Here is a 26,640-nt window from a genome sequence, read left to right on the forward strand (position 1 = left end):
TATATATAGACGCGCCCGCCATGAATGCGCAGTATATTGCCCAACAACACTCTCGCTTCCTACTTCGGACGATGCCACACCATGAATGACCAACCTCGCAGCCTTGCCTCGACCCTGTTTTCGGTTGGCCTGCTATTGATAGCCATGGCATCCATCCAGTCAGGAGCCTCCCTTGCAAAAAGCATGTTCCCCATTATTGGTGCGCAAGGGACCACCACCCTGCGGCTGATCTTCGCCAGCGTGATCATGATGCTGATACTGCGCCCCTGGCGAGCGAAGCTCACCGCAAAATCCCTGCGCACCGTCATCGTCTACGGAATGGCGTTGGGCGGCATGAACTTCCTCTTCTATATGTCCTTGCAAACCGTCCCCCTCGGTATCGCAGTTGCGCTGGAATTCACCGGACCACTGGCGGTAGCCATCTACGCCTCACGTCGCGCGATCGACTTTTTGTGGATCGCCCTGGCAGCCGTCGGCTTGTTGCTGTTGATACCTACGGGAGAAACCACTGCGGGAATCGATCTGGTAGGCACCGGTTATGCGTTGGGCGCAGGAGTCTGCTGGGCGCTGTACATTCTGTTCGGCCAAAAGGCCGGCGCCGACAATGGCGTGCAGACCGCGGCACTGGGGGTGATGATTGCGGCACTTTTTGTAGCCCCTATCGGCATCGTCCATGCTGGCGCCGCGCTGCTCACTCCCTCACTGATCCCCGTAGCCATCGCTGTCGCCATTCTGTCCACTGCCGTGCCCTACACGCTGGAGATGGTCGCCCTCACCCGAATCCCGACGCGGACATTCGGCACGTTGATGAGCATTGAACCTGCGATCGGCGCACTGTCAGGCCTGTTGTTTCTCCATGAGTACCTGTCACTGTCACAATGGATGGCCATCATGTGCATCATCCTGGCTTCCATAGGCGCAACCATGACGATGGGGAGTGCGGCCAAGCCTGCTGTCGCTGCAGATTGAAACAGGATTTGAAGGGGGTCTGGTATTTACCGCGCAATTAGGCCATGTTTAGGCCCGTAACCCAGTGTCAGACATGGATTTTTCAGATAGGGATATCAGAACGCTTCAAGCGAAAGCGAATGCAGCCAGACCCGGGCGCAAAGATCCGGGACGCTATAAGGACAGTAATGAAACGAATTTTGATACTGATCGCCGTACTTGCGGTTGCGGGCTGCGCGGCGACATCGAAAACCCAGGTAAAACACGGCAAGAGAGGGCTGCATATCAACTGTTCCGGGCTGTCGTCATCCTGGGACAAGTGCTACACCAGCGCTGCCAACTCATGCGCTCCCAAAGGTTACAAGGTCATCGCCAAGTCAGGGGACGCAGTGGAAGAACCAGGCGATTACCCGTTCGGCCTCAACCCGGCAGGCTATACCAGCCGCAGCATGATCGTCATCTGCAAATAGATTGATGCCGCCTTGTCAGGTTCGTGGACCTGCGATCTGGCGGCCAATCTCATCGTAACTGGACTTCAGCACCGCGTGCTGGATGTCTGGCGTGGCCAGCATTCGCGCAATGACCAATGCACCGATACATTGCGACAGAATCGCCCATGCCAGGCTGTCGCTTTCCAGAACCTGCGCCCAACTCTTCTGAAGTCGACAAATCCAGTTCTCCGCCTGCTGACGAATCATCACATCTGAACGTGCAATCTCAGCCCCCAATGTCGGCAAAGCACAACCGGATTCCGGGTGCTCGACATGGGCCATGCTCAGGTAGTGTTTGAGGCAGCGCTGGAGCTTCTCAGGACTCTGGTCCGCCCCTAAACGCTCCAGGCTTTGAGACAACTCACGCTCGACGATTGAAGCGAACAGCTCATCCTTCGACGAAAAGTGACTGTAGAACGCCCCGCCACTCAAACCGATCGCCTTCATCAAACCGTCGACACCCACCGTTGAAAAACCAGACTTCTTGGCCGACACCGCACTGCTTTCAAGTAGTTTCTCTTTGGTTTCCAGTTTGTGATTGGCCGAGTAACGCATTGCCTTGCCCTCAGGATTGATCGCCTTGACGCTTGCCGAATCGTAGCATAACGTTCGTTTAGTTAACGATCGTTTAGCAAAGGGACCTACCCATGAATAACAAGAAGGTCGTACTGGTTGTTGGTGCCGGGGATTCCACCGGCGGCGCAATTGCAAAACGTTTTGCGCAGGAAGGATTTGTGGCGTGTGTCACCCGCCGCAGCGCGGACAAACTCCAGCCGCTAGTGGACGCCATCAAGGCCAATGGCGATGAAGCCCACGGCTTTGCCTGCGATGCGCGCAAGGAAGAGGACGTGATCGCGTTGATTGAGCAGATAGAAAGCCAGATTGGCCCAATCGAAGCGTTCGTTTTCAACATCGGCGCCAATGTGCCTTGCAGCATTCTCGAAGAAACCGCGCGCAAATATTTCAAGATCTGGGAAATGGCCTGCTTCTCGGGTTTTCTCAACGCTCGTGAAGTGGCCAAGCGCATGGCCAAGCGTCAACGCGGGACTATCCTGTTCACCGGTGCTACCGCCGGCCTGCGTGGGGCCGCAGGATTTGCGGCGTTCGCCGGCGCCAAGCACGGAATTCGCGCCTTGGCGCAAAGCATGGCGCGTGAACTGGGGCCGATGAACATTCACGTCGCCCATGTTGTAGTCGACGGTGCCATCGATACCGATTTTATCCGCGAGAGTTTCCCCGAAAAGTACGCGACCAAGGACCAGGACGGCATTCTCAATCCAGAGCACATTGCCGAGAACTATTGGTACCTGCACAGCCAGCCCCGTGACGCATGGACCTTCGAGCTGGACCTGCGCCCCTGGAGCGAACGCTGGTAACCCCCCTTAAAAATAATAAGCAGAGCACATTGACCATGAGCAAAACCGTGGAGTTCTACTTCGACCTCGGCAGCCCCGCCACCTACCTGGCCTATACCCAACTGCCGAAGATCTGCGAGCAGACCGACAGCCAGTTGATCTACATACCCATATTGCTGGGAGGCGTCTTCAAAGCCACTGGCAACGCCTCCCCCGCGACCATCCCCGCCAAGGGTCGCTACATGTTTCAAGACCTGGACCGCTACGCCAAGCGCTATGGCGTGCCACTGAAGTTCAATCCCCAATTCCCTATCAACACCCTGATGCTGATGCGCGCCGTCACCGGCATGCAGTTGCGTCATCCCGGACGCTTTCAGGCGTTCATCGATTGCCTGTTTCACGCCCTCTGGGTTCAAGGCCGCAGCCTCGATGACCTGGCGACTGTCGCGTCAGTGCTGACACAGAACGGTTTCGATCCGAATGAGGTGCTGGCCCTGACCGCCGACGATGAAGTCAAAACCACTCTAAGGGACAACACAGAGAAAGCGGTGCAACGGGGCGTATTCGGCGCACCAAGCATGTTTGTCGATAATCAGCTGTTCTTCGGCCAGGACCGCCTGGACTTCGTCCTTGAAGCCCTGAGTTAAATCTCGACGACCAGCCGTCCCTGCGCAGCTCCCGAAACGAGCAGCTCATGGGCGGCTTCGGCGGTTTGCAACGTGAATTGCCGAGGGTCGAGCAACGGTTTCAACTGACCCGCCTCAATCAACTGCGCAGACTCCCGAAGTATCTCCCCGTGATGCTCGCGGCCCTTGCCAGTCAGCAGCGGCAACAAGGTAAACACTCCAGAATAAGTTGCCCCACTAAACGAGAGGGGCGCAAGACTGTGCTGCCCCCATCCAAGACAGCTCACGACATGCCCCTCGTAGACCCGGGCAGCCTTGAATGAAGCGTCCAGCGTCTCACCACCCACCGTGTCGTAGACAATATCGAAGCCCTCCCCCGCCGTGTGTTCAGCCACATACTCCTCGACCGAAGATTTGCGGTAATCAATAAATGTCGCACCGAACCCTTCAATGATCGCCTGCTGCCTGGCCGACCCGGTGGCAAACACGTCAGCACCGAAAGCCCGGGCGATTTGCACTGCCACATGCCCGACACCACCCGCACCACCGTGAATCAGGACTTTCTGCCCCGCCCGCACCCGTGCACGATCCACCAATCCTTCCCACGCTGTGATCAGTACCAACGGCAACCCCGCGGCCTCTCGCATGCTCAGATTGACTGGCTTGCGCGCCAGCAGTCGTGCATCGACGGCGGCGTATTCCGCCAGTGAACCCTGCGCGCCACCAATGCCGGTGGCCATCGCATAGACCTCATCGCCCAATAGCCATCCACTGACGCCCTCCCCCAATGCCGCCACTGTTCCCGCAAGATCAATACCCAATACCGCCGGCAACGGCTGGCGCGCATGAGCAGCCTGACCCGAGCGAATCTTTCCATCCAACGGGTTCACCCCACTGGCCTTGATCCTGACCAACACCTCACCGGCACCGGGCACGGGCCGTTGAATGGAAGCCAAGCGTAAAGGCCCATTGGCCGAATCAACAATCAGAGCACGCATTTCAAGTAAGTCAGTCATTTCGCAATTTCCCGTCAGAGGTGGCTGTGGGATTAATCTTCCTCCCCCTCACTCATGCCGATAAGACGCTATATAGCTATAGTGACCATGCCCATTTGGCATCAATGAGAAACCCCGTGGACAAACTCAATGCAATGGCGATCTTCGTGCGCGTTGTCGAACGTGGCAGCTTTTCTGCCGTCGCCCGGGAATTGCAGACCAGTCAGCCGACCATCAGCAAAGTGCTGCGCGCACTGGAAACTGAGCTGGGTGGAAAGCTGATTTCCCGCAGCACCCGACAACTGTCCCTGACTGACGAAGGTCAGCGGTACTACAGCGAATGTCGACAAATTCTGGCGGCTGTAGATGCCGCAGAACACAGTTTTCACTCCGGCCGCGAAGCTGTTGCTGGAAACCTGAAAATCGGATCGTCCGTGAGTTTCGGGCGCTTGCAGATTGCGCCGCGACTGCCGGCATTCCTCAAAAAACATCCCCAGGTGCACATTGATCTGCAACTGAGCGATCAAAATCAGGACCTGGTCAGTGAAGGACTGGACGTCACGTTCAGGATCGGCGAGTTGAACGACAGCGGATTGATTGCCCGCCGCATCGGCACCACCCACCGAGTGACCGTCGCAGCGCCCGACTACCTTGAGCAACACGGTCACCCGCAAACGCCCGAAGAATTAAGCGGGCACAACTGTCTGCTGTTCAACCTGCTGAACAGTCAGAACCTATGGGTTTACGAGAGAGAGGCCCTGCGTCACGAAGTGCGAATCAAGGGCAACGCACAAAGCAACAACTCCGAGGCCATCCGCGAGATGGTACTGGGGGGATTGGGGATTGCGCTGTCGCCGGTTTGGCTGTTCAGCGAGGACTTGAAGGCGGGACGCGTGTCAGCGATTTTGCTGGAATACAGCGCGCAGTCGCTGCCGATTCATGCCGTGTCCCCGGCGAATCGTCGCCAATCCGCCAGGGTCAAAGCCTTTGTCGACTACATGAGCCAGGCGCTCGAAGAAGCGCCTGAACTCCAACCGATCAAATAGCCGCAGTCCGGGTGTTCAACCACTCAAGGGCTGCACCGTCGAGCAACGGGCTCAAGCGCTGGCGCACCTCGGCGTGGTAGGCGTTGAACCACTGTTTTTCGTCGTCAGTCAGCAACGACGGTTCCAGGCAGCGAGTGTCGATTGGGCACAAGGTCAGGGTTTCGAACTTCAGGAACTCACCGAATTCGCTTTTGCCCGCCTCGCGGTTCAATACCAGGTTCTCGATCCGCACACCCCAGCGGCCCGGACGGTAAGTGCCCGGTTCGATGGACGTGATCATGCCCGGCTGCATGGCGGTTTGCGGTGCAGCAGCGGCCTGATAGGCGATGACCTGCGGGCCTTCGTGCACGTTGAGGAAGTAGCCGACGCCATGACCGGTGCCGTGACCGTAATCAACGCTTTCAGCCCAGATCGGCGCGCGGGCAATCGAATCGAGCAACGGCGAGAGAATGCCACGGGGGAATTGCGCACGGGACAACGCAATTACGCCTTTGAGCACCCGCGTGCAATCGCGCTTCTGCTCATCGGTCGGCGTACCAACCGGCACCATCCGCGTGATGTCAGTGGTGCCGCCCAGGTACTGGCCGCCGGAGTCGATCAGCAACAGACCGTCGCCTTCGATCACCGCGTGTTCTTCTTGGGTGGCGTGATAGTGCGGCATCGCGCCATTGGCATTGAACGCGGCAATGGTGTTGAAGCTCAGCGATACATAGCCCGGACGTCGGGTACGCGCGGCCGTCAGATGCTCGTCAATGGTCAGTTCGGTGATGCGCTCACGACCCAACGCCGTGTCCAGCCAGGTGAAGAATTCGCACAGCGCCGCACCGTCCTGCTCCATGGCCTGACGAATGTGCTCGGCATCGGCCAGGCTTTTCTGCGACTTGGCTAACGTCGTCGGGTTCAGGCCTTCGACCAGCTTCACGCCGCTGTCCAGGTTATCCAGTAAACCGGCGGTGACGCGCGCGGGATCGACTTGCAGGCTCGCCCCGCTCGGTACAGCGCGCAAAGCGGCGGCCACTTCGCTGTAGTCGCGCAGGGTCACGCCGTCCTGTTCGAGGATTGCGCGCAATTCGGCATTGACCTTGCTCAGGGCTACGAACAGGGTTGCCTGCTCTTGGCTGATCAACGCGAAGGAAACGAACACCGGGTTGAACGACACATCGCCGCCACGCAGGTTGAACAGCCAGGCGATGTCATCAAGGGTAGCGATGAAGTGCCAGTCGGCACCGCGATCTTGCAACACCTCACGCAGCTTGGCCAGTTTCTCGCTGCGGCTGACCGTCGCCTGAGGCGGCAGGTGTTGATAGATCGGCTCGTTCGGCAGCGTCGGACGGTCGCTCCAGACTTCGTTCAACACATCGATATCAGTGCGCAGACGTGCGCCGCGCTCTTCGAGCTTGCCACCCAACGTACGCGCCGAAGCCACGGCCATTACCGCACCATCTACCGCGACGACGCCGCCTTCAGGGGTTTGCTCGGCCAGCCAGTCCAGCGGGCCGGGTTGACCCGGTTGCAGCTTGACCAGCTCGATGCCGCTGCCCTTGAGTTCCTTGGTCGCTTGTTCCCAGTAACGGCTGTCGGCCCAGACGCCGGCAAAGTCTGGCGTAACGATCAGCGTGCCGACCGAGCCATGGAAGCCCGACAACCATTGCCGCCCTTGCCAGTAACCCGGCAGGTATTCCGAAAGATGCGGGTCGGCCGACGGCACCAGCAGAGCGTGAATGCCCTCCCGGCTCATCAGTTCGCGGGTTTGCGCCAGGCGTTGAGGCACCGATCCATTGATCGAAGGCTGCGTACTCATCATGTCTCCTGCTAATCACTTCATCATTATTGTTGAGTGCCGATCAATGCCGGCACTTTCAGACCTTATTGCCAAAATGCCGGAGCACTGGCGCAGGCCGCTTTGATCAGTTGTGCCGCTTGGTCGACGTCTTGGTCAGAGGTGAACCGGCCGAGGCTCAAGCGAATGGTGCGGCCCGCTGCGCGGGTGTCATGCCCCAGCGCCAGCAGCACATGGGAGGGCGCGTTGCTGGCGGAGTTGCAGGCCGAAGTCGCGGAAAACGCGATCGAGTGGCTCAGCGCCGCGGAATTGAACTCGCCTTCGTTGAAGGTCAGGCTCAGGGTATGGGGAATGCGTTGGGTCGGGCTGCCATTGAGGCGAACGCCGGGAATGCTCAGCAGTTGCTCAAGCAGGCGCTCGCGCAGCCGCACAATCTTGGCTTTTTCCTCTTCGAACAAGGCGGCCGCCAACGCGAACGCCACACCCATGGCAGCGATCTGGTGAGTCGCCAGGGTGCCGGAACGCAAACCGCCCTCGTGACCACCGCCGTGAATCTGTGCTTGCACACGCTGCTGCGCGCGCGGCCCGACGTACAGCGCGCCGATGCCTTTGGGGCCGTAAATCTTGTGGGCGGAAAATGACATCAGATCCACTGGCAACCGGGCCAGGTCGATCACCACTTTGCCTGCACCTTGAGCCGCGTCGACATGGAACAACGCATCGCGAGCACGCACGACGTCGCCGATAGCCGAGATGTCGTTGACGGTGCCCAGCTCGTTGTTGACCAGCATCAACGACACCAGAAAGGTGTCTTCGCGCATCGCTTCGCTGACCGCTTGCGGGGTAATCAGACCCTCGGCGTCAGGCACCAGATAAGTCACCGCGACACCGGCGTCCTGCAACTGCTTCGCCGTGTCGAGAATCGCTTTGTGTTCGATCTGGCTGGTGATGATGTGGCCGCCAGAAACGCCGCGAGCCTGGGCCACGCCCTTGAGGGCAAGGTTGTTCGATTCGGTGGCGCCGGAGGTCCAGACGATCTGCTCCGCCTGGGCGCCGACCAGTTCGGCGACCTGGTGCCGCGCCTGCTCGACCGATTGCCGGGCCTGTTGACCGAACGCATGGGAGCTGGACGCCGGATTGCCGAAGTTGCCGGTAAAACCCAGACACTCGACCATGACCTTGATGACTCGCTCATCCACCGGCGTGGTGGCGGCGTAGTCGAAATACAGAGGACGTTTATTCATAGAAGACTCGCAGAGCATGTTCCGGGATCAGGAGGCTCGTCACTGAAACGTCGAAGCGCAGCCTCGTGAGCTGCGCCGATCGTTCAGAGCGTTAGAAATACCTGATCGGAGGCCGTTAAAGAAGGACAACTTCATTTAAAAGTGCGTAGGAACGCTCCTGAAGTTGAGCTTAACAGGCATCGGGCAACCGGTTGAAGCAATGCGTCAGCTAAAACTTTCGAGCAACAACGGATACAGCGAAGCCACCAGCAGCAAGGCCATGCCCCAGTTGAACAGCCGCAACCAGCGGCGATCTTTCAGCACATTACGCAACAACGTGCCGCAACCTGCCCAGACACTGACGCTCGGCAGGTTGATCAAGGCGAACACTGCCGCAATCACGATCACGTTGGTGAAATAACCCTGCATTGGCGTGTAGGTGCTGATGGCTCCGATAGCCATGATCCAGGCCTTGGGATTGACCCACTGAAACGCTGCGGCGCCCAAATAGCTGATCGGCTTGCTCTCGCCCTTTTCACTCTCGGAAACCGGTCCCGACCGAGCAATCTTCCACGCCAGATACAGCAAATACGCCGCGCCGACGTAACGCAGCACGGTGTAGAGCAAAGGATAGGTTTGAAACACTGCACCCAAACCGAAACCAACCGCCACCACGAGCACGAAGAAACCGCAGGTGATGCCAAGCATGTGGGGGATGGTGCGGTTAAAGCCGAAGTTCACGCCCGATGCCAGCAACATCGTGTTGTTGGGCCCGGGGGTAATCGAGGTGACAAGCGCAAACAGGGCAAAGCCCAGCAGCAAATCGAGCGAGAGCGTCATGGGTGGCAGTCCATTGGGGTCAGTCAGGTGTTGACCCTATCGCAGGCCTTCAGGGAAACCCATGGACAGTTGCGTGAAACTTCAAGCGGTACAGTTTTCGATCAGCTAGGACGACCGTGAAGCTGTACAGCACGTTCGGCGTTCATCTCGCCTTGTTTGTCGAAACTGAACGACTTTTGCGGTTGGCCGAGCAATTCGGCTTTCTTCGCGTGGTACTCCTCGAAAGACAGACCGCGACGATTCAACGCCTCAAGTGCCAGTTCCTTGGTTTCTTCAGCGGTGTACGGCCGTAATTCCGGGGAAACATGGCTGGCACATCCGGCGAGCACGGAGACCGCAAGCAGCAAGAAAGTAGCGATTAGAGGTTTCATTGTTAGCGTCCTGACATCTGGGTTCGAGGCAATGAACACAGGCTACGCCGGGCATCCGATCAGCAGAAATCAACGCTCTCGATAGTGGCTATCGACTTTGACTAATGACGCTCAGGTAGAGCGCCTTATATCTCTAAACGATCTATAAATATTAATTTAAGGTCTTTTGAGGAATAACGCAGAGCCTTTATAACAACGGTCATCGCTTCACGCACTGTTGCCCAAGCAACTGTTTACCAAGCAACAGTCATTCAACAAACAGCTCTGCCATTCGTACAGCATCTACCGGCCAACGCGCTGAAAGCCCCGTAAATCGTGGCTCCGAAGGATTGGTACAGCTCTTGCTCTCTGTCAGTGACTACTCACTGCTCCCTGAGCAACTGTTTAAAAAAGGAACTGATCATGTCGCGTCCATTGAAAGTCGTTGCCCTCTCCGGCGGTACCTGGCGTCCGTCCCGCACGTTAGTGCTGACTCAGGCACTGTTGGCGCAACTGGCCGAGCAATTGCCGATTGAAAGCAAGCTGATTGAACTGGGTGACATCGCCCGACCGTTGGGTGCCGCGCTGTCCCGTCAGGAATTGAGTGCAGAGATCGAAGCCGAGCTGCAAGCGATCGAGAACGCCGACTTGCTGATCGTCGCCGCGCCGGTTTATCGCGGTTCATACCCTGGACTGCTCAAGCATCTGTTCGACCTGATTGACCTCAATGCGCTGATCGACACGCCGGTATTGCTGGCCGCCACCGGTGGCAGCGAGCGTCATGCACTGGTGCTCGATCATCAGTTGCGGCCGCTGTTCAGTTTCTTCCAGGCCCTGACGCTGCCGATTGGCGTGTATGCCACCGAAGCAGATTTTTCGAATTATCAAATAACCAGTGAGCCCTTGAAGGCCCGCATACGTCTTGCTGCAGAACGCGCCGCGCCGTTGTTTGGCGTGCACCCCAAAAATCTGCTGAAAATCGCTTAAGGATTTCTTCATGGATGTTTTCTGGTTTCTGCCGACTCACGGCGACGGCCATTACCTGGGTACCACTCAGGGCGCTCGCCCGGTGACACTCAACTACCTGAAACAAGTGGCCCAGGCGGCCGACAGCCTCGGTTACCACGGTGTACTGATTCCCACCGGGCGCTCCTGCGAAGATTCGTGGGTGATTGCTTCGGCGCTGGTGCCGCTGACCGAACGCCTGCGTTATCTGGTGGCGATCCGGCCGGGGATCATCTCGCCGACGGTCTCGGCGCGCATGGCCGCGACACTGGATCGACTGTCCAATGGCCGCTTGCTGATCAACGTGGTCACCGGCGGTGACCCGGATGAAAACCGTGGCGACGGCATCTTCCTCGATCACAGCGAACGCTACGAAGTGACCGACGAATTCCTGAAAATCTGGCGCCGGGTGCTGCAAGGCGAATCGGTGGATTTCGAAGGCAAACACCTGCAAGTGCAGAACGCCAAGGCGCTGTATCCGCCGGTGCAAAAACCCTATCCGCCGCTGTACTTCGGCGGTTCTTCCGAAGCCGCGCATGAACTGGCCGCCGAGCAGGTTGATGTCTACCTGACCTGGGGCGAACCACCCGCCGCCGTGGCGGAAAAACTGGCCGATGTGCGTGAACGTGCCGCGCGAAACGGTCGCACGGTGAAGTTCGGGATTCGCTTGCACGTGATCGTCCGCGAGACCGCCGAAGAGGCCTGGAAAGCCGCGGATAAACTCATCGAGCACATCAGCGACGAGACCATCGCGGCCGCGCAGAAGTCGTTCTCGCGCTTTGATTCCGAAGGTCAGCGGCGCATGGCGGCGTTGCATGACGGCCGCCGTGACAACCTGGAAATATCCCCCAACCTGTGGGCCGGTGTCGGTCTGGTGCGCGGCGGTGCCGGGACGGCGTTGGTGGGTGATCCGCAGCAAGTGGCGGCGCGAATCAAGGAGTACGCAGACCTGGGGATCGAGAGCTTCATCTTCTCCGGCTATCCGCACCTCGAAGAGGCTTATCGCTTTGCCGAGCTGGTGTTCCCGCTGTTGCCTGAGCCGTACGCCAGCCTGGCCGGGCGTGGGGTTACCAATCTCACCGGGCCGTTTGGCGAAATGATCGCCAATGATGTGCTGCCCACCAAAGCCACGGCCTGACTAACATCTCTGGAGGACTGGAGTTTTGTGGCGAGGGAGCTTGCTCCCGCTCGGCTGCGAAGCAGTCGTAAACCGGTAGATGCGGTGCTTCATACATACCGCTCCGGCCTGTTCAGGGACTGCTTCGCAGTCCAGCGGGAGCAAGCTCCCTCGCCACAAAAGCTCTGCTCCCACAGGGGATCTGTGTCGATTTTCATGAGGAACCCCCGTGTGACTGCCAAACCGCAAAGCGCCCTGATATCTCCCTTGCAGACCGCCCGGCGATTGGCCGCCGAGTTTGCCCTGACCGCTGTCGAGCGCGATGAACGTGGCGGTACGCCCAAAGCCGAACGTGATGCCTTGCGCCACAGCGGTCTGCTCGCGTTAAGCATTCCCGCCCAGTACGGCGGCCTCGGCGCAAGCTGGAGTGACACCCTGAGCATCGTGCGCGAGTTCGCCAAGGTCGACAGTTCGATTGCCCATGTCTTCGGCTTCCATCACCTGATGCTCGCCACCGTGCGCCTGTTCGCCCGGCCCGAGCAGTGGCAGCCATGGTTCGAACAGACCGCGCGCAAGAACTGGTTCTGGGGCAACGCCCTCAACCCGCTGGACACCCGCACCGTGGTAAAAAACCTTGGTGGCTGGCGTGAGTTTTCCGGCAAGAAAAGCTTCTGCTCCGGCGCCAGCGATTCGGAAATGCTGATCGCCTCGGCGGTGGACGAAAACGCTGGCGGCAAGCTGTTGATCGCTGCGATTCCCAGCGGTCGCAGCGGCATCACCCTGAACAACGACTGGAACAACATGGGTCAGCGCCAGACCGACAGCGGCAGCGCGACGTTCGAACGGGTGCGGGTTGAAGAGTCGGAATTGCTCCTCGATCCGGGTCCGCTGAGTACGCCATTCGCCTGCCTGCGGCCGTTGATTGCCCAACTGACCTTCACCCATATGTTCCTCGGCATCACCGAAGGTGCCTTCGAAGAAGCGCGGCAATACACCCTCACCGAGACCCGTCCGTGGCACAAATCCAGTACTCAGGATGTGCGTCAGGATCCTTATGTACTCGGCCACTACGGCGAATTCTGGGTCGCCCTCGAAAGCGTTCGACTGCTGGTGGAGCGCGCTGCCGGGCTGCTCGACAAGGCCTGGGCCAAAGGCCCGAACCTCAGCGCCGAAGAACGCGGGCACCTCGCTACCGCCATCGCCACGGCCAAGGTCGCCGCCACCCGCAACGGCCTGGAACTCTGTAGCCGGTTGTTCGAAGTGACTGGCGCCCGCTCAACTCATGCCTCACTGCGACTGGACCGCCACTGGCGCAACCTGCGCACGCAAACCCTGCACGACCCGGTGGATTACAAACTCCATGAACTGGGTGACTGGGCGCTCAACCAGTCCCTGCCGACTCCGACTTTCTATTCATAGCCTTCTATTCATGGAGCCTGCCCATGCAACTGCTGACCTTACCGCCCTCGCCCGCTCTGGCCACCTCGATCCGCGCCACGGCGCAGGTGTTCGAAGACCCTAAATCCCAGGCCTTGCTCGCCCACATCCAACAAGTCGCACCGAGTGAAGCCAGCGTGCTGATCATTGGCGAAACCGGCACCGGCAAGGAGCTGGTGGCACGACATATCCACAACCTCAGCGCCCGGCGCAACCGGCCATTCGTGGCGGTGAACTGCGGCGCATTTTCCGAATCCCTGGTGGAGGCCGAGTTATTCGGCCATGAAAAAGGTGCCTTTACCGGTGCGCTGAGCGCCAAGGCCGGCTGGTTCGAGGAGGCCGATGGCGGCACGTTGTTCCTCGATGAAATCGGCGATTTGCCGATGGCGATTCAGGTCAAGTTGTTGCGCGTATTGCAGGAGCGCGAGGTGGTGCGACTGGGTTCGCGCAAGAGCATTCCTATCAACGTGCGCGTGCTGGCGGCGACCAACGTGCAATTGGAGAAAGCCATCAACGCCGGGCATTTCCGTGAGGACTTGTATTACCGCCTCGACGTGGTCAGCCTGGAATTGAGCCCACTGCGCGACCGCCCCGGCGACATCCTGCCGCTGACCCGACACTTCGTCGAAGCCTACAGCCAGCGCCTCGGCTACGGCAGCATCACCATCAGCAAAGACGCCGAACTGAAACTGCGCAGCTACAGCTGGCCGGGCAATATCCGCGAACTGGAAAACGTCATTCACCACACCCTGTTGATCTGCCGGAACGGCGTGATCGAACGCGACGACCTGCGCCTGTCGAACATGCGCATCGAGCGTCAGGACGATTACCACAGCACCGTCGACGACTCACCGGAAGCCCTGCTCGATCGGGCCTTTCAAAAGCTTTTCGAAGAACAGGCCGGGGCGCTGCACGAGAAAGTCGAAGACGCGTTGCTGCGAGCCGCCTATCGTTTCAGCCATTACAACCAGGTGCACACCGCCGCACTGCTGGGCTTGAGCCGCAACGTAACGCGCACGCGGCTGATCAAGATCGGCGAACTGGCGGTGAACAAGCGCCGGCCCACGGAAAACCTTCAGGGCGAGCGTGTCATGCAGCTGTCGATCTAACCCACCAAGTTGCAGTGCAATGCGTTGTCGTGGCTGCGTTCCAGGCTGTGCAGCACCTGGAACGAGCCGAAGGTCACGGTTTTCGCCTGGTGAGCGTGGATCAGCTGCCAGAAATCCTGCTCGCCGCTTTCAAAGCTTTGAAACGCGGCTTCTCCCGCCTCGCGTGTTTGCCATTGCAGGTAGTTGAGCACCCGCCGGCCATCGTCGCTGGCCTGGATGCTGGCGCTCAGAAAACCGCTGTAACCCTGGGCGAGACGCTCGGTCTGCTTCGACAGTGCCGACACCAGTGCGGGCTGTTGATGGGGTTCGATCTCGAATTCAATCAATTGGGTGAAGCTGCGATTTTTCTCTGACAGTTGCATGAAGAGCCCCCACTGACCTGTAAGCCGGATCTTGCGATCCGAAGGCTTGCAGGGTAAAACCTCGAGTTAACTTGAGGTCAAGGGGCATTTTTTAAATGATCACCTCGGAAAATCTGCACAAGGAACTCACCGTCGGCCAAGTGGCTGCGCGCAGCGGTGTCGCGGTCACGGCACTGCACTTTTACGAGTCCAAGGGTTTGATCAAAAGTAATCGCAACCAGGGCAACCAGCGGCGTTATCCCCGAGAAGTGTTGCGGCGGGTGGCGTTGATCAAAGTGGCCCAGCGATTGGGCATTCCGTTGGCGGAGATTGGCGAGGCATTGAAATCGCTACCGGACAATCGGGCGCCGACGGCAGCGGACTGGAAGGTGTTGTCGGCGCAATGGAGTCGGGATCTGGATGAGCGGATCAATCAGCTGACCTTGCTGCGGGATCGGCTCAATGGCTGCATTGGCTGTGGGTGTTTGTCGATGGAGGCGTGTCCGTTGCGCAACTTTGGCGATGTGTTGGGGGAGAGAGGACCGGGGGCGCAGCTGTTGGAACAAAGTTGATCACACTCTGTGGCGAGGGAGCTTGCTCCCGCTGGGCTGCGAAGCGGCCCCAATCCAGGTATTGGTGTCCTTTCAGTGGAAACGCATCCTCTGGTTTTTACGACTGCTGCGCAGCCGAACGGGAGCAAGCTCCCTCGCCACAGTTATTGTGTTTAGAACCCCGGTGCAATCTGCCCTTTGTAGCGGGTCAAAATGAACTGCCGAACCTCATCCGAATTCAGTGCCTTGGCCAGCTTTTGCAAGCCTGGATCATTGATATTGTCCGGCCGCGCGACCAGAAACTCGATGTACAAACTCTTGCCCTTCTCGACAATCAGCGCGCTGTTGGTGTCGATCCCCGCTTCCAGTGCGTAGTTGGCAAAGACAAACGCCAGGTCCACCTGACTCACCGAACGGGCCAGCAGCGCTCCTTCCAGTTCACGAATTTTCAAGTGCTTTGGGTTGTCGATGATGTCGCGTTGAGTGGCCAGGGTGTTGCTCGGGTCCTTGAGTTTGATCAGGCCGGCTTCGTGCAGCAGAACCAGCGCACGGCCAGTGTTCACCGGGTCATTGGGAATTGACACCGTGGCGCCATCCTTCAGGTCGGCGATGTTTTTGATTTTGGTCGAGTAAGCACCAAACGGTTCGATGTGCACGCCGACCACCGGTACCAGATCGGTATGGCGGGTTTTGTTGAAATCATCGAGGAACGGTCGGTACTGATAATAGTTGGCGTCGAGATTCTTCAATGCCAGTTGCTGGTTGGGCTGGATGAAGTCCGTGATAACCTTGATGTTCAGGTCCACGCCTTCCTTGGCCAGGGTCGGTTTGACGAATTCGAGGATTTCCGCATGCGGCACCGGAGTGGCGCCGACGATGAGTTTTTCGTTGGCGTGAGCGTTGAACGACAGGACGGCAGCCAGAATGGCCAGGGTCTTTTTCATGGTGTGCTCCTAGGCAGATTGAGTGGCCGTCGTGGGGCGGACGTTGGGCCGATTTTTTAAGGGTTGAATCAAATTTTTATCGTCGGCTGTAGCGCGCGACCAGTCGGTCGCCGGTCATTTGCAGGGCCTGAACCAGGATCAACAAAAGCACTACGGTGACCACCATCACATCGGTCTGAAAACGCTGATAGCCGTAGCGGATCGCCAGGTCGCCAAGACCACCGCCACCAATCACCCCGGCCATTGCCGTGTAATCCACCAGCACAATCGCGGTCACCGTCACCGCCGCCAGCAACCCTCCTCGCGCTTCGGGCAATAAGGTGTGGCGGATAATCTGCCAAGTGGTGCCGCCCATGGCCTGGGTCGCTTCCACGACCCCGCGATCGACTTCGCGCAAGGCGGTTTCCACCAGCCGCGCGAAGAATGGCGTGCAACCCACCACCAGCGGCGGGATCGTCCCCGGCACACCGAGGGAAGTGCCCACCAACAGCGTCGTCAGGGGAATCAGCACGATCAGCAAAATGATGAAAGGCAGCGAACGCAACATGTTCACGATCACCGACAGCACCCGATAAACCCCGACCGCCTCATGCAATTGGCGCTTGCCGGTGAGGAACAGCACCACGCCCAGCGGCAGGCCCAGCAGCACGGTAAAACCGAGGGCGGCACCGAGCATGCTCAAGGTGTCGAGGCAGGCCTGGGCGATGTCGGCCCAATAGATGTTTTTCAACCACTCGGCCATGGTCAGGACCAGTCATGACGTGGTGGTTTGACGCCATTGAGCAGCCAGTTGCCGACCACGTGATACTTCCAGCGCACCGGATCATGCAGGGTATGGACCCGGGCGTTGCGCCAGTGGCGGTCGAAGTTGTGTTTCCTCAGGGTCGAGCGCGTGCCGCCGAGTTCGAAGAGCTTGTTGCTGGCTTCGATGGCGATTTCGGTGGTCAGCACTTTGGCTTTGGCGACGGCCAATGAGGCGTGCGCAACGTTGTGCTCATCAGGTGCCGAACGTGCAGCATCCAGCGCCCAACCGGCGCGTTCCAGCAAGGCTTCGGCCGCTTCCAGACGAATCTCCAGGCCGCCGACCTGAATGATGGTCAGCGGATCTTCGCTGGCTTTTTCCACACCCGCGTCGATCCATGGCCGGGCGAATTGTTGAACGAATGTGATGGTGTCGCGCAGGGCCGCACGGGCGATGCCGGCGTCGATGGCGGCGGTGGTCAACTGCGCGAACGGGCCCGCCAGGGTGGGTGTTTCATAAGAGCGATACGTCGGAAACAGATTGAACGCGGAGACGTGCAGGTCCTCAGCCAGCACCGTGCCGCTGGAAGTGGTGCGCTGACCGATGCTGTCCCAGTCATCGACGATCACCAGCCCTTGGGTGCCGCGCTCGACGAAGGCCAACTGGCCCTTCTGCTCTTCGTCCAGCGCCAACACCGCCAGCCAGTGGGCGTAGAGCGAACCGGTGCAATAACCCTTGCGACCGTTGATCACATGGCCGTCGCCGTAACGGCGGATGGTCGCCTGAATATCCTGCACGGTCTTGCCGCCGGTTTCCGACAAGGCATTGGCAAAGCGGTGGCCTTGCAGCGCCAGCCCGAAGAAGTGCGTTTGCTGCTCAGGCGTGCCTTGCAGGCGAATGTCTTCCAGGAGGCAATAGTGGTTTTGCGGGATTTGCCCCAGGGACGGGTCGGCCGCCGAGATGATCGCGATGACCTGCGCCAGCACCGCGTAGGACACCTGCGCGCCGCCAAACTCCTTCGGCACGCTGATGCCCCACAAACCGCTGTTGGAATACAGATCGACGATCTCGGCGGGCACTTGGCGGCTGCGGTCGCGCTCGGCGTCTTGCTCCAGCAACACCACGGCAATCTGTTCGGCGACGCGCAGGGCTTCGGCTTCGTCGGCGATCCGATGGGCGGCCGGTGGGTTGATCGGATAAACGGCAGATTCAGGCATACAAGTCTCTCGGCACCAATGTTTACCAGAGGGCATTGCAGCTTCTGTGCCGGACCGTTCGAGCCAGTGTTTTCGAGGCGTTCAGCGGTATTTTCGCGACCTCAGGATAACGAGCAAGAGCAATCTGCTGCTTCGCTGTTGATGGCTGAACAGTGGTGCTGCTCGTCGGACACTCGGTTGCAGAAAAGAGGCTGACCTATAGTTATCCGGCCGGAAAACGGCACAGGACCTTTCTCGACTGACTACAAAAACAGGGAGAACAGCCATGAGCGTCAAACCCATTCCAGAGGGTTATCACAGCATCACCCCGTATCTGGGCATTCAAAAAGCGGCCGAAGCCATCGAGTTCTACAAGAAAGCGTTTGGTGCCACCGAAGTCATGCGCCTGACCATGCCCGATGGCGGCATCGGGCATGCCGAACTGCGTATCGGCGATTGCCCGATCATGCTTGGCACGCCGTGCGATCAAGGGCCATTGAGCAATCCGGACAAGTCGCCGTCCGTAGGGCTGCATCTGTATGTGAACGATGTGGACAAGTCTTATAAACAGGCGATTGCGGCTGGCGGCACAGTGGTGTCCGAGGTCAAGGATCAGTTTTATGGCGACCGCTCGGGAACCCTGAAGGATCCCTATGGGCATCTGTGGTTTCTGGCCACTCGCAAGGAGGATCTGACTCAGCAACAGATCGAGCAGCGGGCGAAGGAGATGTTCAAACAGGGTTGAGCCCTTCTCTGACTGACAGGGCCCCATCGTCGGAACGCCGCCCGGAGCAAGCTCGCTTGTATGTTTAGACTTGAAGGGGTGGGCGTGACTAAAAGCTCGATTCCGACTCTAGCCAGTACGGACCGTGGGAGACTTCTCGTCCCGCCCTTTCTACCCAAAGCGCCGATAAGGAATTCATCGGTAAAACCGACGATAGAGGCAAGCCAGCGCAACGGTAGACCCCGACAAGCTCTTAAACCCTAGCTCCGAGGATTCGTCATGACAATCCTTACTTCGCAGACGGTTGTTGGCATCGATATCGCCAAGGCTGAAATAGTTGTCTATCGCTCCGACCTGCAATCCACTGACGCCATCAAGAACGATCGAACAGCCCTTAAACGCTGGCTTAAAACATTGCCCGCCCAAAGCGCTATCGCCGTTGAAGCCACCAACATCTACCACCTGGACACTGTCGAGCTGGCCCATGCGATGGGTCACCAGGTCTATGTCGTGGATGCTTATCGGGTAAGCAACTATCGCCGCGGCATCGGCCAGCGCGCCAAGAACGATCCCTGCGATGCCCGTCTGCTGGCGCGCTATTTGACGAACGAACAAGACGGACTACGGATCTGGAGCCCGCCACCCAAGGCCTACACCTCGCTGAAAAGCCTGCTCCACAGACGTGCAACGCTGATCCAGAACCATGCTGGCCTGATGCTGAGCTGGGCCAATGAACCCTTGTTGAAGAAAGTGCAGGCCGCCCAGCAAAAGGCCTTCAAGCAAGCGGATCAGGCCATTCAGAAACTGCTGCGCAAGGTCAGCAAAGAGGCGGGAATTGAAGAGAATATCGACCGCTGCAAAGCCATCGAAGGTGTTGGCGAACTGACTGCAACCGGGTTGGCGACGACCTTTATGCGCGGTGATTTTGCCAATAGTGATGCGTTCATCGCGTTTCTAGGGATGGACCTTACGGTCGATGACTCCGGGAAGAAGAACGGCCCCCGGCACCTGAGCAAAAAAGGGGATCCGGAAGTACGCCGGTTGGCTTACAACGCCGCAATGGCAGCCTGTCGCTCAGCTAAATGGAAACCGTTTTACGAGTCGTATTTGGCAAGAGGCTTCTCGAAAACCCAGGCATTGGTGGCCCTTGCCCGGAAACTCTGTCGGGTGGCATTTGCCCTGATGAAAAATCAGAGCGAATACCAGCCGGCCTGAAGTTGCAGGGTTGCCCTGCAACATAGAATCTCCCACAGTTGATCTTGGGTGTTCACAAATAATGTGATCACAGAAGATCCCTGTGGGAGCAAGCTCGCTGCCAGAAAAGCCAGCCCTCCAACAATACGAAACATTTTCTTTCATATCCCCCTTCGGGATTTTCGATGCTCATCCGTCTTATTTAGATGCAGTCGGCCCGCGTAGGCAAAAGCCACGGCCCGGCCTTACATGGACCTCATCGCCGGGAAGCCCGCAGCAGAGGCCCGCTCATCGAAACAAGACCTTTAATCATGTCGAAGAAATCCCGTTCAAAACTCTGGTTTCTGGTCCATAGCTGGCTGGCATTGCCGATCTGGTTTTTCGTGCTGATCGTCTGCGTGACCGGCACCCTGGCGGTGGTCAGCCAGGAAATCGTCTGGCTGGCCAACCCGCAAATGCGCGCCAGCCAACCCTCGGACGATGCGCCGCTGCTCAGCTATGACCAGATCATTGCTGCGATCAAAAAGGCGGAACCGAACACACTGGTCGAAGGCATCAGTCGGCCCGATGAATCGCACTTCGCCCTCGACGTGGACGTCAGCTACCCCGACGGTCGCTCGGTGACGGTTTACGTCAATCCCTACAGCGGCGTCATTCAGGGCACCGCCCCGCCATTCAATTTCAAGGCGTTTACCCGCGCGCTGCATGGCTGGTGGCTGGTGCCGTTCACCAACGGTTACAGCTGGGGCTGGTACCTGGTTTCGTTTCTGAGCTTGCCGCTGCTGGCTTCCTTGGTGACCGGGCTGGTGGTCTACAAGCGCTTCTGGAAAGGTTTCTTGCGACCGACCCTGCGCATTCGTCACGGTGCGAGGATTTTCTGGGGCGACTTTCATCGCCTCAGCGGCATCTGGTCGATCTGGTTTATCGCGGTGATTTCCATCACCAGCACTTGGTTTCTGATTCAGGCGTTCATGTTCGATAACCAGATTTCGATATCCACCGCGCCGGTGGCTGCGGTGGTTCCGCGTGAAAGTGTCCCGCTGACTGCCGACGGTTCGCCGGCGCCGATGATCAGCCTGGAGACGGCGATCCGCGAAGCCAAGGAACGTATTCCCGGCCTGGACGACAGCTTCGTCAGCCTGCCTGCCAATGCCTACAGCTACCTCTCGGTAGGCGGGCGCAGTTGGTATCCGCTGATGTTCCAGACCGCCGACATCAACCCGTACACCGGCGACATCGCCGCCACCCGCCTGCTGTCGGACCGGTCCGGCCTGGAGTTGGTGACCGAGTCCATGCGTCCGCTGCACACCGGGGATTTCGGCGGTATCTGGATCAAGCTGATCTGGTTCTTCTTCGGCCTGATCCTCAGCATGATGATCCTAAGCGGCCTGTTGATCTGGACCAAGCGTACCGCTCTCGCCACGGCCAACGCCCTCAAGCGCAGCCATAAACGCCCGCGCAGTCAGGCCGCTGCGGTCAACAGCCGTGAAACCACGGAGGTCAGCCAATGAGCCTGTTCGCCGCTGACAAACCGGGCTCGAAACTGAGCCGTTTCTGGCACAAATGGCGCTTCCACATCAACGTTCTGCTGTTGCTGGTGCCGCTGGGGTTCATGCCCAAGTACTTCGCCGACGCTGCGCTGTTTCGTGGTGACACCGGCCTGGGTGAGCGGGAGATCGGCGAGGTTCAGGTCGGCCCCTGGAGCCTGCGTCTGGCCGAACTGCGAAACGAAGCACCAACCCTCGATGGTCCGGCCGGCTACATGAAAAGCTTCAATGCGGCGCTGTGCGACAGCTGCCGCGATCAGGTCAAGGCGACGTACCTGCGCATTGGCAAACCACGCAGCCTGCGCGCTGCCGGGGTGATTTTCTTCGGCACGCCGTACCGCATGGGCGCGATGTTGCCGATCCCCGAGAAGACCAAAGCCGACGCCGAGCTGTGGATCACCATGGAAGGCTGGGACGGCGCCATGCATCAGGCCTCCGTCCCCCTGAGCCAGGCATCCCCGGCCACCCTCGCCTGGCTGAACCAACAAGGAGGCAAACCATGATCAACGTTATACGTCCTCTAAGCGCCGCGCTGCTGGTGCTCTGCGCCGGTTTCAGCGCCAGCGCCCTGGCCCACAACCCGATGTGCGAATGCAAAGCCATCGACGCCGAGCAGATCAAATGCACCGGCGGTTTCTCCGACGGCAGCGGCGCGCCGGGGGTGACCCTGGACGTGATCGGCTACGACGAAACCATCCTGGTGCCGGGCAAGCTCGGCGCCGATTCGACCCTGACCTTCAAGAAGCCCGGCGCCGAGTTCTACGTGCTGTTCGACGCAGGTCCCGGCCACGTCGTCGAGATCGACCAAGCGGACATCGAAGCCCCATGAGTACGCCGACTACGCAAATCGTCCGCCCGGCCGGTGCCGGCCATGAAACCCTCTATGTGTTGCTGTTGTGCCTGATGATTCTGGCGGTGGCCGGCTCGGTGGTCGCCTGGCGTGGTGAGTCTCAGGAAGTCAGCAGCGTGGGCAGCCATCAACTGGATGCCCGTCGTGACTTGAGCGCGTCCGAGCAAGGCATCTACGCCGACCTGCGGGTGACGCTCGACGAAATTCACCTGCTGCGCCAGGAGCAACAGGCGCTGCCCGCCCCCGCCGCCCTTGCCGATGAAGGTTTTGCACCGTTTGCCCAGGACGCCAGTTCCGTCAGCCGTGGCGGCCATGTCTGGCAATTGCTCGACGCCAAGGCTTACTTCGGCCAAAGCCAGACGCCCACCGTGGCGGGTTCGTTTCTGATGCGCTTGACCGCTGACGACGATGCTCCGGACGTCTGGCTCAACCGCGGCAAAGCCCTCGCAGCCCCGACCGACCTCACCGACGCCGCGCTCGAAAGCGCTGGCTGGCAGCAGATCGTCGCGCAATTCGATGCCGGCGTGACCCGCCAGCACCGGCACTGAACCCTCGCCTTCACCCGAGAGAAGACCGCTTTCCCATGCCTATTTCATCTCAACGTTGTTTCTTGCGCCTGCTGTTGGTCGGTTTACTGGCTTGTCTGCTGACCCCGCTGGCCAATGCCGACGAGACCAAACGCCTGCGCATCGGCATCACCCTGCACCCTTATTACAGCTACGTGGCGAACATCGTCGGTGACAAGGCCGAGGTGGTGCCGCTGATTCCCGCCGGTTTCAACCCGCATGCCTACGAGCCACGCGCCGAAGACATCAAGCGCATCAGCGGGCTGGACGTGGTCGTGTTGAACGGTGTCGGCCATGACGACTTTGCCGATCGAATGATCGCCGCCAGCGAAACGCCGAACGTCCCGGTAATCGAAGCCAACGAAAACGTGCCGTTGCTGGCCGCCACCGGCGTCACCGCTCGCGGCGCTGGCAAGGTGGTAAACCCGCACACGTTCCTGTCGATCAGCGCCTCGATTGCCCAGGTCAACAACATCGCCCGGGAACTGGGCAAGCTCGACCCGGCCAACGCCAAGATCTACACCCAGAACGCCCGCGCCTACAGCAAGCGCCTGCGGCAGATGCGCGCCGACGCCCTGGCGAAACTGACCCAAGCGCCGAACGCCGAACTGCGTGTGGCCACGGTTCACGCGGCTTACGACTATTTGCTGCGCGAATTCGGCCTGGAAGTGACCGCCGTGGTCGAACCGGCCCACGGCATCGAGCCGAGCCCGAGCCAGCTGAAAAAGACCATCGATCAACTGCGCGAACTGGACGTGAAAGTGATCTTCTCGGAAATGGATTTCCCGTCCACCTACGTCGAGACCATCCAGCGTGAGTCCGGGGTGAAGCTGTACCCGCTGTCGCACATTTCCTATGGCGAATACACCGCCGACAAGTATGAAAAGGAAATGACCGGCAACCTCAATACCGTGGTCCGGGCGATTCAGGAGTCCGGCCAATGACTGCCAAAGAAACCATCAGTGCACAAACCCCCGATCTAACTGACACCGAATCCCCTGTAGGAGCGAGCCTGCTCGCGAAGGCGTCCGGCCAGTCAACATCATCGCTAAATGACACACCGCAATCGCGAGCAGGCTCACTCCTACAGGGTTTGGGGCCTACTTTGGATTTTGCGGAGGTCAGTTTGACGCTGGGTCGCACGACGATCCTCGACAATGTGACCTTCCAGGTCCAGCCCGGCAGCGTGCATGCGCTGGTCGGCCCCAACGGCGGCGGTAAAAGTTCGCTGATCAAAACCTTGCTCGGGCAGATGCCGCATCAGGGGCGCTTGAGTCTGCAATGGCCCGGCACAGCTGGAACTATCGGCTACGTACCCCAAGCGTTGGAGTTTGATCGGGGTTTGCCAATGACCGTCGACGATTTCATGGCCGCGATGTGCCAGCGGCGTCCGGCGTTTCTCGGGTTGAGCAAGCACTACGCTGCCGCGATTGGCGAAGCGCTGGAACGGGTCGGCATGCAGGACAAACGCAAGCGGCGCATGGGTGCGTTGTCCGGCGGTGAGCGCCAGCGGGTGTTGTTGGCTCAAGGGTTGATTCCAGCGCCGCACTTGTTGGTGTTGGATGAACCGATGTCGGCTTTGGATGAGGCGGGAATTCAGGTGTTCGAACGACTGCTCGGCGACTGGCGCCAGAGCGGTATCACTGTGCTGTGGATCGAGCATGATCTGGAGGCGGTTGGACGGTTGGCGGATCGCGTCACCGGGCTCAATCGCCGAGTGCTGTTCGATGCCACGCCGAAACAGGCGCTGACCCCGGAACGCCTGCTGACCCTGTTTTCGACCCATCCACGGAGCGCTGCCTGATGAGTTACGAAGCCTTTCGCTTGATGGTCCAGGGTTGGGCCTCGTCAGGTTATCTGCCCGAGGCGCTGGCCTATGGATTTGTGGTTAACGCGTTGCTCGCCGGCTTGCTGATCGGCCCGGTGCTGGGCGGTCTGGGTACGTTGGTGGTGGTCAAGCGCTTCGCGTTTTTCTCCGAAGCGGTAGGCCACGCGGCGCTGACCGGCGTGGCCATCGGCATTCTGCTGGGCGAACCGTACACCGGGCCTTACGGCAGCCTGTTCGGCTACTGCTTGTTGTTCGGCATCTTGCTGAACTACCTGCGCAACCGCACGGGTCTGGCGCCGGATACCTTGATCGGCGTGTTCCTTTCCGTGTCGTTAGCGCTGGGTGCCAGTCTGCTGCTGATTCTGGCTGGCAAGATCAACGTCCACATCCTCGAAAACGTGCTGTTCGGTTCGGTGCTGACCGTCAACGGCAATGACCTGCTGGTATTGGCCATCGTCGGTTCGCTGGTCATGGCGCTCGCGTTGCCGCTGTACAACCGCATCATGCTGGCCAGTTTCAATCCGCAACTGGCGGCGGTCCGTGGTGTGGCGGTGAAGACGCTGGATTATCTGTTTGTGATTCTGGTGACCCTGATCACCGTGGCGGCGGTGAAAGTCATCGGCGCGATTCTGGTCGGTGCGCTGCTGGTGATTCCGGCAGCGGCGGCGCGATTGCTGAGTCAGTCGCTGAAGGGCTTCTTCTGGTGCTCGGTGCTGATCGCCACGGTGAGCACGCTGTGCGGGATTCTCGCGCCGATTGTGTTCGACCTGCCTATCCCGTCCGGTGCCGCGATCATTCTGGTGGCCGGTATCGCCTTCGCCCTCGCCGCCATTGCGCGTGGCGTTGTCCCCAGTCTGAAAGGGAATCTCGGATAAATGTCTTTTCCTCTGCGTCAACTGACCCTGGCCTTTGCCCTGTGTGGGCTGGTCAACACCCCGCTGCTCGCGGCGGACAGCGCCAAGCCCCTGCGCGTATTGGCGTCCTTGCCAATCACCTATGGTCTGGGCGAAGTCTTGCTCAAAGGCACCGACATCAACCTTGAACGTGCCGCGCCGGCGAACCTGCCCGGTAGCCGTCAGACTGCGTACTTCACGGGGCGTGGCGCTCCGGCGCTGGCCAAACTGGCGACCGACGCCGATGCAGTGATTGGCCTGCGTTCGCTGTGGGCGGATGACCCGCTTTACCTTATCTCGCGGCGCAGCAACATTCGTATCGTCGAAGTCGATGCCGCGCGCCCGGTGGACGGCGCCCTGCCCGGCATCGCCGTGCAACCCGGCAACAAAGTCGATGGTTTGAACAGTCAGCCGTGGTTGTCCAGCAACAACATGGGGCGGATGGCGGACGTCATGGCGGCGGACCTGGTGCGCCTGGCGCCCGCGGCCAAGCCGAAGATCGAGGCTAACTTGGCGACGCTCAAACAGCGCTTGCTCAAGCTCAGCGCTGACAGCGAAGCGCGGTTGGCCAGTGCCGACAACCTCAGCGTGATGAGCCTGAGCGATCACTTTGGCTACCTGATTGGCGGTCTGAACCTGGAACTGATCGGCCTCGATGCACGGCCGGACGCCGAGTGGACACCTGAAGCGCTCAAGCAATTGGGCGCGGCACTCAAGGACAATGACGTGGCGGTGGTGCTGCATCATCGACAGCCGTCGGAGGCGGTGAAAGTGGTAATCGCAGAGTCAGGCAGTCGGTTGGTGGTGTTGAGTGTGGATGCGACGGATCCGGTGGCTGAGCTGGAGGGGAATGTGGATTTGCTGATCAAGGGGTTGAGCGGCAAGCCATCGGCCTAAGATCTTTTGATGTTCAACCCTAACAAAAAGCCCGCTGACCGATAT

Annotated in this window: 29 protein-coding genes and 1 pseudogene; 20 read left to right on the plus strand and 10 right to left on the minus strand. The window is 59.4% G+C overall.

Annotated elements, in window-relative coordinates:
- Positions 1-81 precede the first annotated feature (81 nt).
- Both rhtA and ABH912_RS11675 read left to right on the plus strand, forming a co-directional pair.
- Complete coding sequence (rhtA, locus tag ABH912_RS11670; protein WP_429510730.1) at positions 82-969, plus strand: threonine/homoserine exporter RhtA; 888 nt, start codon at positions 82-84, stop codon at positions 967-969.
- Between the two features lie 167 nt (positions 970-1,136).
- Positions 1,137-1,418: a hypothetical protein gene (locus ABH912_RS11675; RefSeq protein ID WP_008156219.1), complete on the plus strand. Its 282-nt coding sequence runs from the start codon at positions 1,137-1,139 to the stop codon at positions 1,416-1,418.
- 15 nt (positions 1,419-1,433) lie between these two features.
- Here the strand turns inward: ABH912_RS11675 and ABH912_RS11680 are convergent, their stop codons facing one another.
- Complete coding sequence (locus ABH912_RS11680; RefSeq protein ID WP_429510731.1) at positions 1,434-1,994, minus strand: TetR/AcrR family transcriptional regulator; 561 nt, start codon at positions 1,992-1,994, stop codon at positions 1,434-1,436.
- 92 nt (positions 1,995-2,086) lie between these two features.
- Between ABH912_RS11680 and ABH912_RS11685 the strand changes: the two genes are divergently transcribed.
- Positions 2,087-2,815, plus strand: coding sequence for an SDR family oxidoreductase (locus tag ABH912_RS11685; protein ID WP_429510732.1), 729 nt, complete (start codon positions 2,087-2,089; stop codon positions 2,813-2,815).
- Positions 2,816-2,850: 35 nt separating this feature from the next.
- Positions 2,851-3,441 carry a 2-hydroxychromene-2-carboxylate isomerase gene (locus ABH912_RS11690; protein ID WP_429510733.1) on the plus strand — a complete coding sequence of 197 codons (591 nt, stop codon included), beginning with the start codon at positions 2,851-2,853 and terminating at the stop codon, positions 3,439-3,441.
- On the opposite strand, the gene ABH912_RS11695 is transcribed toward ABH912_RS11690, so the two are convergent.
- Positions 3,438-4,436: a zinc-dependent alcohol dehydrogenase family protein gene (locus tag ABH912_RS11695; RefSeq protein WP_429510734.1), complete on the minus strand. Its 999-nt coding sequence runs from the start codon at positions 4,434-4,436 to the stop codon at positions 3,438-3,440. The genes ABH912_RS11690 and ABH912_RS11695 overlap by 4 nt on opposite strands.
- 104 nt (positions 4,437-4,540) lie before the next feature.
- On the opposite strand from ABH912_RS11695, the gene ABH912_RS11700 reads away from it, so the two are divergent.
- A complete protein-coding gene (locus ABH912_RS11700; protein WP_429510735.1) occupies positions 4,541-5,461 on the plus strand; it encodes a LysR family transcriptional regulator in 921 nt (306 codons plus the stop codon).
- On the opposite strand, the gene ABH912_RS11705 is transcribed toward ABH912_RS11700, so the two are convergent.
- The 4 genes from ABH912_RS11705 to ABH912_RS11720 all read right to left on the minus strand — a co-directional run bounded on the left by ABH912_RS11705 (position 5,454) and on the right by ABH912_RS11720 (position 9,675).
- Positions 5,454-7,262, minus strand: a complete 1,809-nt coding sequence (locus tag ABH912_RS11705) for an aminopeptidase P family protein (protein WP_429510736.1) — start codon at positions 7,260-7,262, stop codon at positions 5,454-5,456. The genes ABH912_RS11700 and ABH912_RS11705 overlap by 8 nt on opposite strands.
- 65 nt (positions 7,263-7,327) lie before the next feature.
- Entirely contained in the window at positions 7,328-8,485 is a 1,158-nt protein-coding gene (locus tag ABH912_RS11710; protein ID WP_429510737.1) for a cysteine desulfurase family protein, read from the minus strand.
- Positions 8,486-8,689: 204 nt separating this feature from the next.
- On the minus strand, positions 8,690-9,304 hold the full coding sequence (locus tag ABH912_RS11715; RefSeq protein WP_033059224.1) for a LysE family translocator: 615 nt from the start codon (positions 9,302-9,304) through the stop codon (positions 8,690-8,692).
- A 101-nt stretch (positions 9,305-9,405) separates the two neighbouring features.
- A complete protein-coding gene (locus tag ABH912_RS11720; protein ID WP_429510738.1) occupies positions 9,406-9,675 on the minus strand; it encodes a hypothetical protein in 270 nt (89 codons plus the stop codon).
- 402 nt (positions 9,676-10,077) lie between these two features.
- On the opposite strand from ABH912_RS11720, the gene msuE reads away from it, so the two are divergent.
- The 4 genes from msuE to ABH912_RS11740 all read left to right on the plus strand — a co-directional run bounded on the left by msuE (position 10,078) and on the right by ABH912_RS11740 (position 14,322).
- A complete protein-coding gene (gene msuE / locus ABH912_RS11725; protein ID WP_046049228.1) occupies positions 10,078-10,641 on the plus strand; it encodes an FMN reductase in 564 nt (187 codons plus the stop codon).
- Positions 10,642-10,651: 10 nt separating this feature from the next.
- Positions 10,652-11,797, plus strand: coding sequence for an FMNH2-dependent alkanesulfonate monooxygenase (ssuD, locus tag ABH912_RS11730; RefSeq protein ID WP_033059220.1), 1,146 nt, complete (start codon positions 10,652-10,654; stop codon positions 11,795-11,797).
- 195 nt (positions 11,798-11,992) lie between these two features.
- A complete protein-coding gene (locus ABH912_RS11735) occupies positions 11,993-13,195 on the plus strand; it encodes an acyl-CoA dehydrogenase family protein (protein ID WP_429510739.1) in 1,203 nt (400 codons plus the stop codon).
- Positions 13,196-13,218: 23 nt separating this feature from the next.
- Positions 13,219-14,322, plus strand: coding sequence for a sigma-54 interaction domain-containing protein (locus ABH912_RS11740; protein WP_429510740.1), 1,104 nt, complete (start codon positions 13,219-13,221; stop codon positions 14,320-14,322).
- Here the strand turns inward: ABH912_RS11740 and ABH912_RS11745 are convergent.
- Positions 14,319-14,684 (minus strand): antibiotic biosynthesis monooxygenase, encoded by a 366-nt coding sequence (locus ABH912_RS11745; protein WP_429510741.1) that lies wholly within the window; start codon positions 14,682-14,684, stop codon positions 14,319-14,321. The two genes, ABH912_RS11740 and ABH912_RS11745, sit on opposite strands and share 4 nt — an antisense overlap.
- Positions 14,685-14,779: 95 nt before the next feature.
- Between ABH912_RS11745 and soxR the strand changes: the two genes are divergently transcribed.
- Positions 14,780-15,235, plus strand: a complete 456-nt coding sequence (gene soxR / locus ABH912_RS11750) for a redox-sensitive transcriptional activator SoxR (protein ID WP_033059214.1) — start codon at positions 14,780-14,782, stop codon at positions 15,233-15,235.
- A gap of 152 nt (positions 15,236-15,387) precedes the next feature.
- On the opposite strand, the gene ABH912_RS11755 is transcribed toward soxR, so the two are convergent.
- From ABH912_RS11755 to ABH912_RS11765, 3 genes are all read right to left on the minus strand, one after another.
- A complete protein-coding gene (locus tag ABH912_RS11755; protein ID WP_429510742.1) occupies positions 15,388-16,158 on the minus strand; it encodes a MetQ/NlpA family ABC transporter substrate-binding protein in 771 nt (256 codons plus the stop codon).
- Between the two features lie 76 nt (positions 16,159-16,234).
- Positions 16,235-16,900, minus strand: coding sequence for a methionine ABC transporter permease (locus tag ABH912_RS11760; RefSeq protein ID WP_429510743.1), 666 nt, complete (start codon positions 16,898-16,900; stop codon positions 16,235-16,237).
- Positions 16,901-16,902: 2 nt separating this feature from the next.
- Positions 16,903-18,117, minus strand: coding sequence for an SfnB family sulfur acquisition oxidoreductase (locus ABH912_RS11765; protein ID WP_429510744.1), 1,215 nt, complete (start codon positions 18,115-18,117; stop codon positions 16,903-16,905).
- Positions 18,118-18,382: 265 nt separating this feature from the next.
- Here ABH912_RS11765 and ABH912_RS11770 point away from each other — a divergent pair, with 265 nt between their 5' ends.
- The 10 genes and pseudogenes from ABH912_RS11770 to ABH912_RS11815 all read left to right on the plus strand — a co-directional run bounded on the left by ABH912_RS11770 (position 18,383) and on the right by ABH912_RS11815 (position 26,595).
- Positions 18,383-18,841 (plus strand): VOC family protein, encoded by a 459-nt coding sequence (locus ABH912_RS11770; protein ID WP_429510745.1) that lies wholly within the window; start codon positions 18,383-18,385, stop codon positions 18,839-18,841.
- Positions 18,842-19,099: 258 nt separating this feature from the next.
- A pseudogene (locus ABH912_RS11775) lies at positions 19,100-20,061 on the plus strand (IS110 family transposase).
- A gap of 264 nt (positions 20,062-20,325) precedes the next feature.
- On the plus strand, positions 20,326-21,525 hold the full coding sequence (locus tag ABH912_RS11780) for a PepSY-associated TM helix domain-containing protein (RefSeq protein WP_429510746.1): 1,200 nt from the start codon (positions 20,326-20,328) through the stop codon (positions 21,523-21,525).
- A complete protein-coding gene (locus tag ABH912_RS11785; RefSeq protein WP_008152768.1) occupies positions 21,522-22,064 on the plus strand; it encodes a hypothetical protein in 543 nt (180 codons plus the stop codon). The genes ABH912_RS11780 and ABH912_RS11785 overlap by 4 nt, the downstream gene beginning before the upstream one ends.
- Positions 22,061-22,390 (plus strand): hypothetical protein, encoded by a 330-nt coding sequence (locus ABH912_RS11790; RefSeq protein WP_429510747.1) that lies wholly within the window; start codon positions 22,061-22,063, stop codon positions 22,388-22,390. Before ABH912_RS11785 ends, ABH912_RS11790 begins: the two co-directional genes overlap by 4 nt.
- A complete protein-coding gene (locus ABH912_RS11795) occupies positions 22,387-22,959 on the plus strand; it encodes a DUF6162 family protein (RefSeq protein ID WP_429510748.1) in 573 nt (190 codons plus the stop codon). Before ABH912_RS11790 ends, ABH912_RS11795 begins: the two co-directional genes overlap by 4 nt.
- Positions 22,960-22,994: 35 nt before the next feature.
- On the plus strand, positions 22,995-23,921 hold the full coding sequence (locus tag ABH912_RS11800; protein WP_429510749.1) for a metal ABC transporter substrate-binding protein: 927 nt from the start codon (positions 22,995-22,997) through the stop codon (positions 23,919-23,921).
- Positions 23,918-24,781, plus strand: coding sequence for a metal ABC transporter ATP-binding protein (locus ABH912_RS11805; protein WP_429510750.1), 864 nt, complete (start codon positions 23,918-23,920; stop codon positions 24,779-24,781). The genes ABH912_RS11800 and ABH912_RS11805 overlap by 4 nt, the downstream gene beginning before the upstream one ends.
- Entirely contained in the window at positions 24,781-25,680 is a 900-nt protein-coding gene (locus ABH912_RS11810) for a metal ABC transporter permease (protein WP_003226663.1), read from the plus strand. The genes ABH912_RS11805 and ABH912_RS11810 overlap by 1 nt, the downstream gene beginning before the upstream one ends.
- Positions 25,681-26,595 carry a metal ABC transporter substrate-binding protein gene (locus ABH912_RS11815; protein WP_429510751.1) on the plus strand — a complete coding sequence of 305 codons (915 nt, stop codon included), beginning with the start codon at positions 25,681-25,683 and terminating at the stop codon, positions 26,593-26,595.
- Positions 26,596-26,640 lie beyond the last annotated feature (45 nt).

It is taken from the genome of Pseudomonas sp. BT76 TE3572, from assembly GCF_050435365.1.
GTDB classification, from domain to species: domain Bacteria; phylum Pseudomonadota; class Gammaproteobacteria; order Pseudomonadales; family Pseudomonadaceae; genus Aquipseudomonas; species Aquipseudomonas fluorescens_W.

Coding starts and splice junctions, on each gene's coding strand:
- rhtA (WP_429510730.1), top strand. CDS start 82: ATGAATGACCAACCTCGCAGCCTTGCCTCGACCCTGTTTTCGGTTGGC.
- ABH912_RS11675 (WP_008156219.1), top strand. CDS start 1,137: ATGAAACGAATTTTGATACTGATCGCCGTACTTGCGGTTGCGGGCTGC.
- ABH912_RS11680 (WP_429510731.1), bottom strand. CDS start 1,994: ATGCGTTACTCGGCCAATCACAAACTGGAAACCAAAGAGAAACTACTT.
- ABH912_RS11685 (WP_429510732.1), top strand. CDS start 2,087: ATGAATAACAAGAAGGTCGTACTGGTTGTTGGTGCCGGGGATTCCACC.
- ABH912_RS11690 (WP_429510733.1), top strand. CDS start 2,851: ATGAGCAAAACCGTGGAGTTCTACTTCGACCTCGGCAGCCCCGCCACC.
- ABH912_RS11695 (WP_429510734.1), bottom strand. CDS start 4,436: ATGACTGACTTACTTGAAATGCGTGCTCTGATTGTTGATTCGGCCAAT.
- ABH912_RS11700 (WP_429510735.1), top strand. CDS start 4,541: ATGAGAAACCCCGTGGACAAACTCAATGCAATGGCGATCTTCGTGCGC.
- ABH912_RS11705 (WP_429510736.1), bottom strand. CDS start 7,262: ATGAGTACGCAGCCTTCGATCAATGGATCGGTGCCTCAACGCCTGGCG.
- ABH912_RS11710 (WP_429510737.1), bottom strand. CDS start 8,485: ATGAATAAACGTCCTCTGTATTTCGACTACGCCGCCACCACGCCGGTG.
- ABH912_RS11715 (WP_033059224.1), bottom strand. CDS start 9,304: ATGACGCTCTCGCTCGATTTGCTGCTGGGCTTTGCCCTGTTTGCGCTT.
- ABH912_RS11720 (WP_429510738.1), bottom strand. CDS start 9,675: ATGAAACCTCTAATCGCTACTTTCTTGCTGCTTGCGGTCTCCGTGCTC.
- msuE (WP_046049228.1), top strand. CDS start 10,078: ATGTCGCGTCCATTGAAAGTCGTTGCCCTCTCCGGCGGTACCTGGCGT.
- ssuD (WP_033059220.1), top strand. CDS start 10,652: ATGGATGTTTTCTGGTTTCTGCCGACTCACGGCGACGGCCATTACCTG.
- ABH912_RS11735 (WP_429510739.1), top strand. CDS start 11,993: ATGAGGAACCCCCGTGTGACTGCCAAACCGCAAAGCGCCCTGATATCT.
- ABH912_RS11740 (WP_429510740.1), top strand. CDS start 13,219: ATGCAACTGCTGACCTTACCGCCCTCGCCCGCTCTGGCCACCTCGATC.
- ABH912_RS11745 (WP_429510741.1), bottom strand. CDS start 14,684: ATGCAACTGTCAGAGAAAAATCGCAGCTTCACCCAATTGATTGAATTC.
- soxR (WP_033059214.1), top strand. CDS start 14,780: ATGATCACCTCGGAAAATCTGCACAAGGAACTCACCGTCGGCCAAGTG.
- ABH912_RS11755 (WP_429510742.1), bottom strand. CDS start 16,158: ATGAAAAAGACCCTGGCCATTCTGGCTGCCGTCCTGTCGTTCAACGCT.
- ABH912_RS11760 (WP_429510743.1), bottom strand. CDS start 16,900: ATGGCCGAGTGGTTGAAAAACATCTATTGGGCCGACATCGCCCAGGCC.
- ABH912_RS11765 (WP_429510744.1), bottom strand. CDS start 18,117: ATGCCTGAATCTGCCGTTTATCCGATCAACCCACCGGCCGCCCATCGG.
- ABH912_RS11770 (WP_429510745.1), top strand. CDS start 18,383: ATGAGCGTCAAACCCATTCCAGAGGGTTATCACAGCATCACCCCGTAT.
- ABH912_RS11780 (WP_429510746.1), top strand. CDS start 20,326: ATGTCGAAGAAATCCCGTTCAAAACTCTGGTTTCTGGTCCATAGCTGG.
- ABH912_RS11785 (WP_008152768.1), top strand. CDS start 21,522: ATGAGCCTGTTCGCCGCTGACAAACCGGGCTCGAAACTGAGCCGTTTC.
- ABH912_RS11790 (WP_429510747.1), top strand. CDS start 22,061: ATGATCAACGTTATACGTCCTCTAAGCGCCGCGCTGCTGGTGCTCTGC.
- ABH912_RS11795 (WP_429510748.1), top strand. CDS start 22,387: ATGAGTACGCCGACTACGCAAATCGTCCGCCCGGCCGGTGCCGGCCAT.
- ABH912_RS11800 (WP_429510749.1), top strand. CDS start 22,995: ATGCCTATTTCATCTCAACGTTGTTTCTTGCGCCTGCTGTTGGTCGGT.
- ABH912_RS11805 (WP_429510750.1), top strand. CDS start 23,918: ATGACTGCCAAAGAAACCATCAGTGCACAAACCCCCGATCTAACTGAC.
- ABH912_RS11810 (WP_003226663.1), top strand. CDS start 24,781: ATGAGTTACGAAGCCTTTCGCTTGATGGTCCAGGGTTGGGCCTCGTCA.
- ABH912_RS11815 (WP_429510751.1), top strand. CDS start 25,681: ATGTCTTTTCCTCTGCGTCAACTGACCCTGGCCTTTGCCCTGTGTGGG.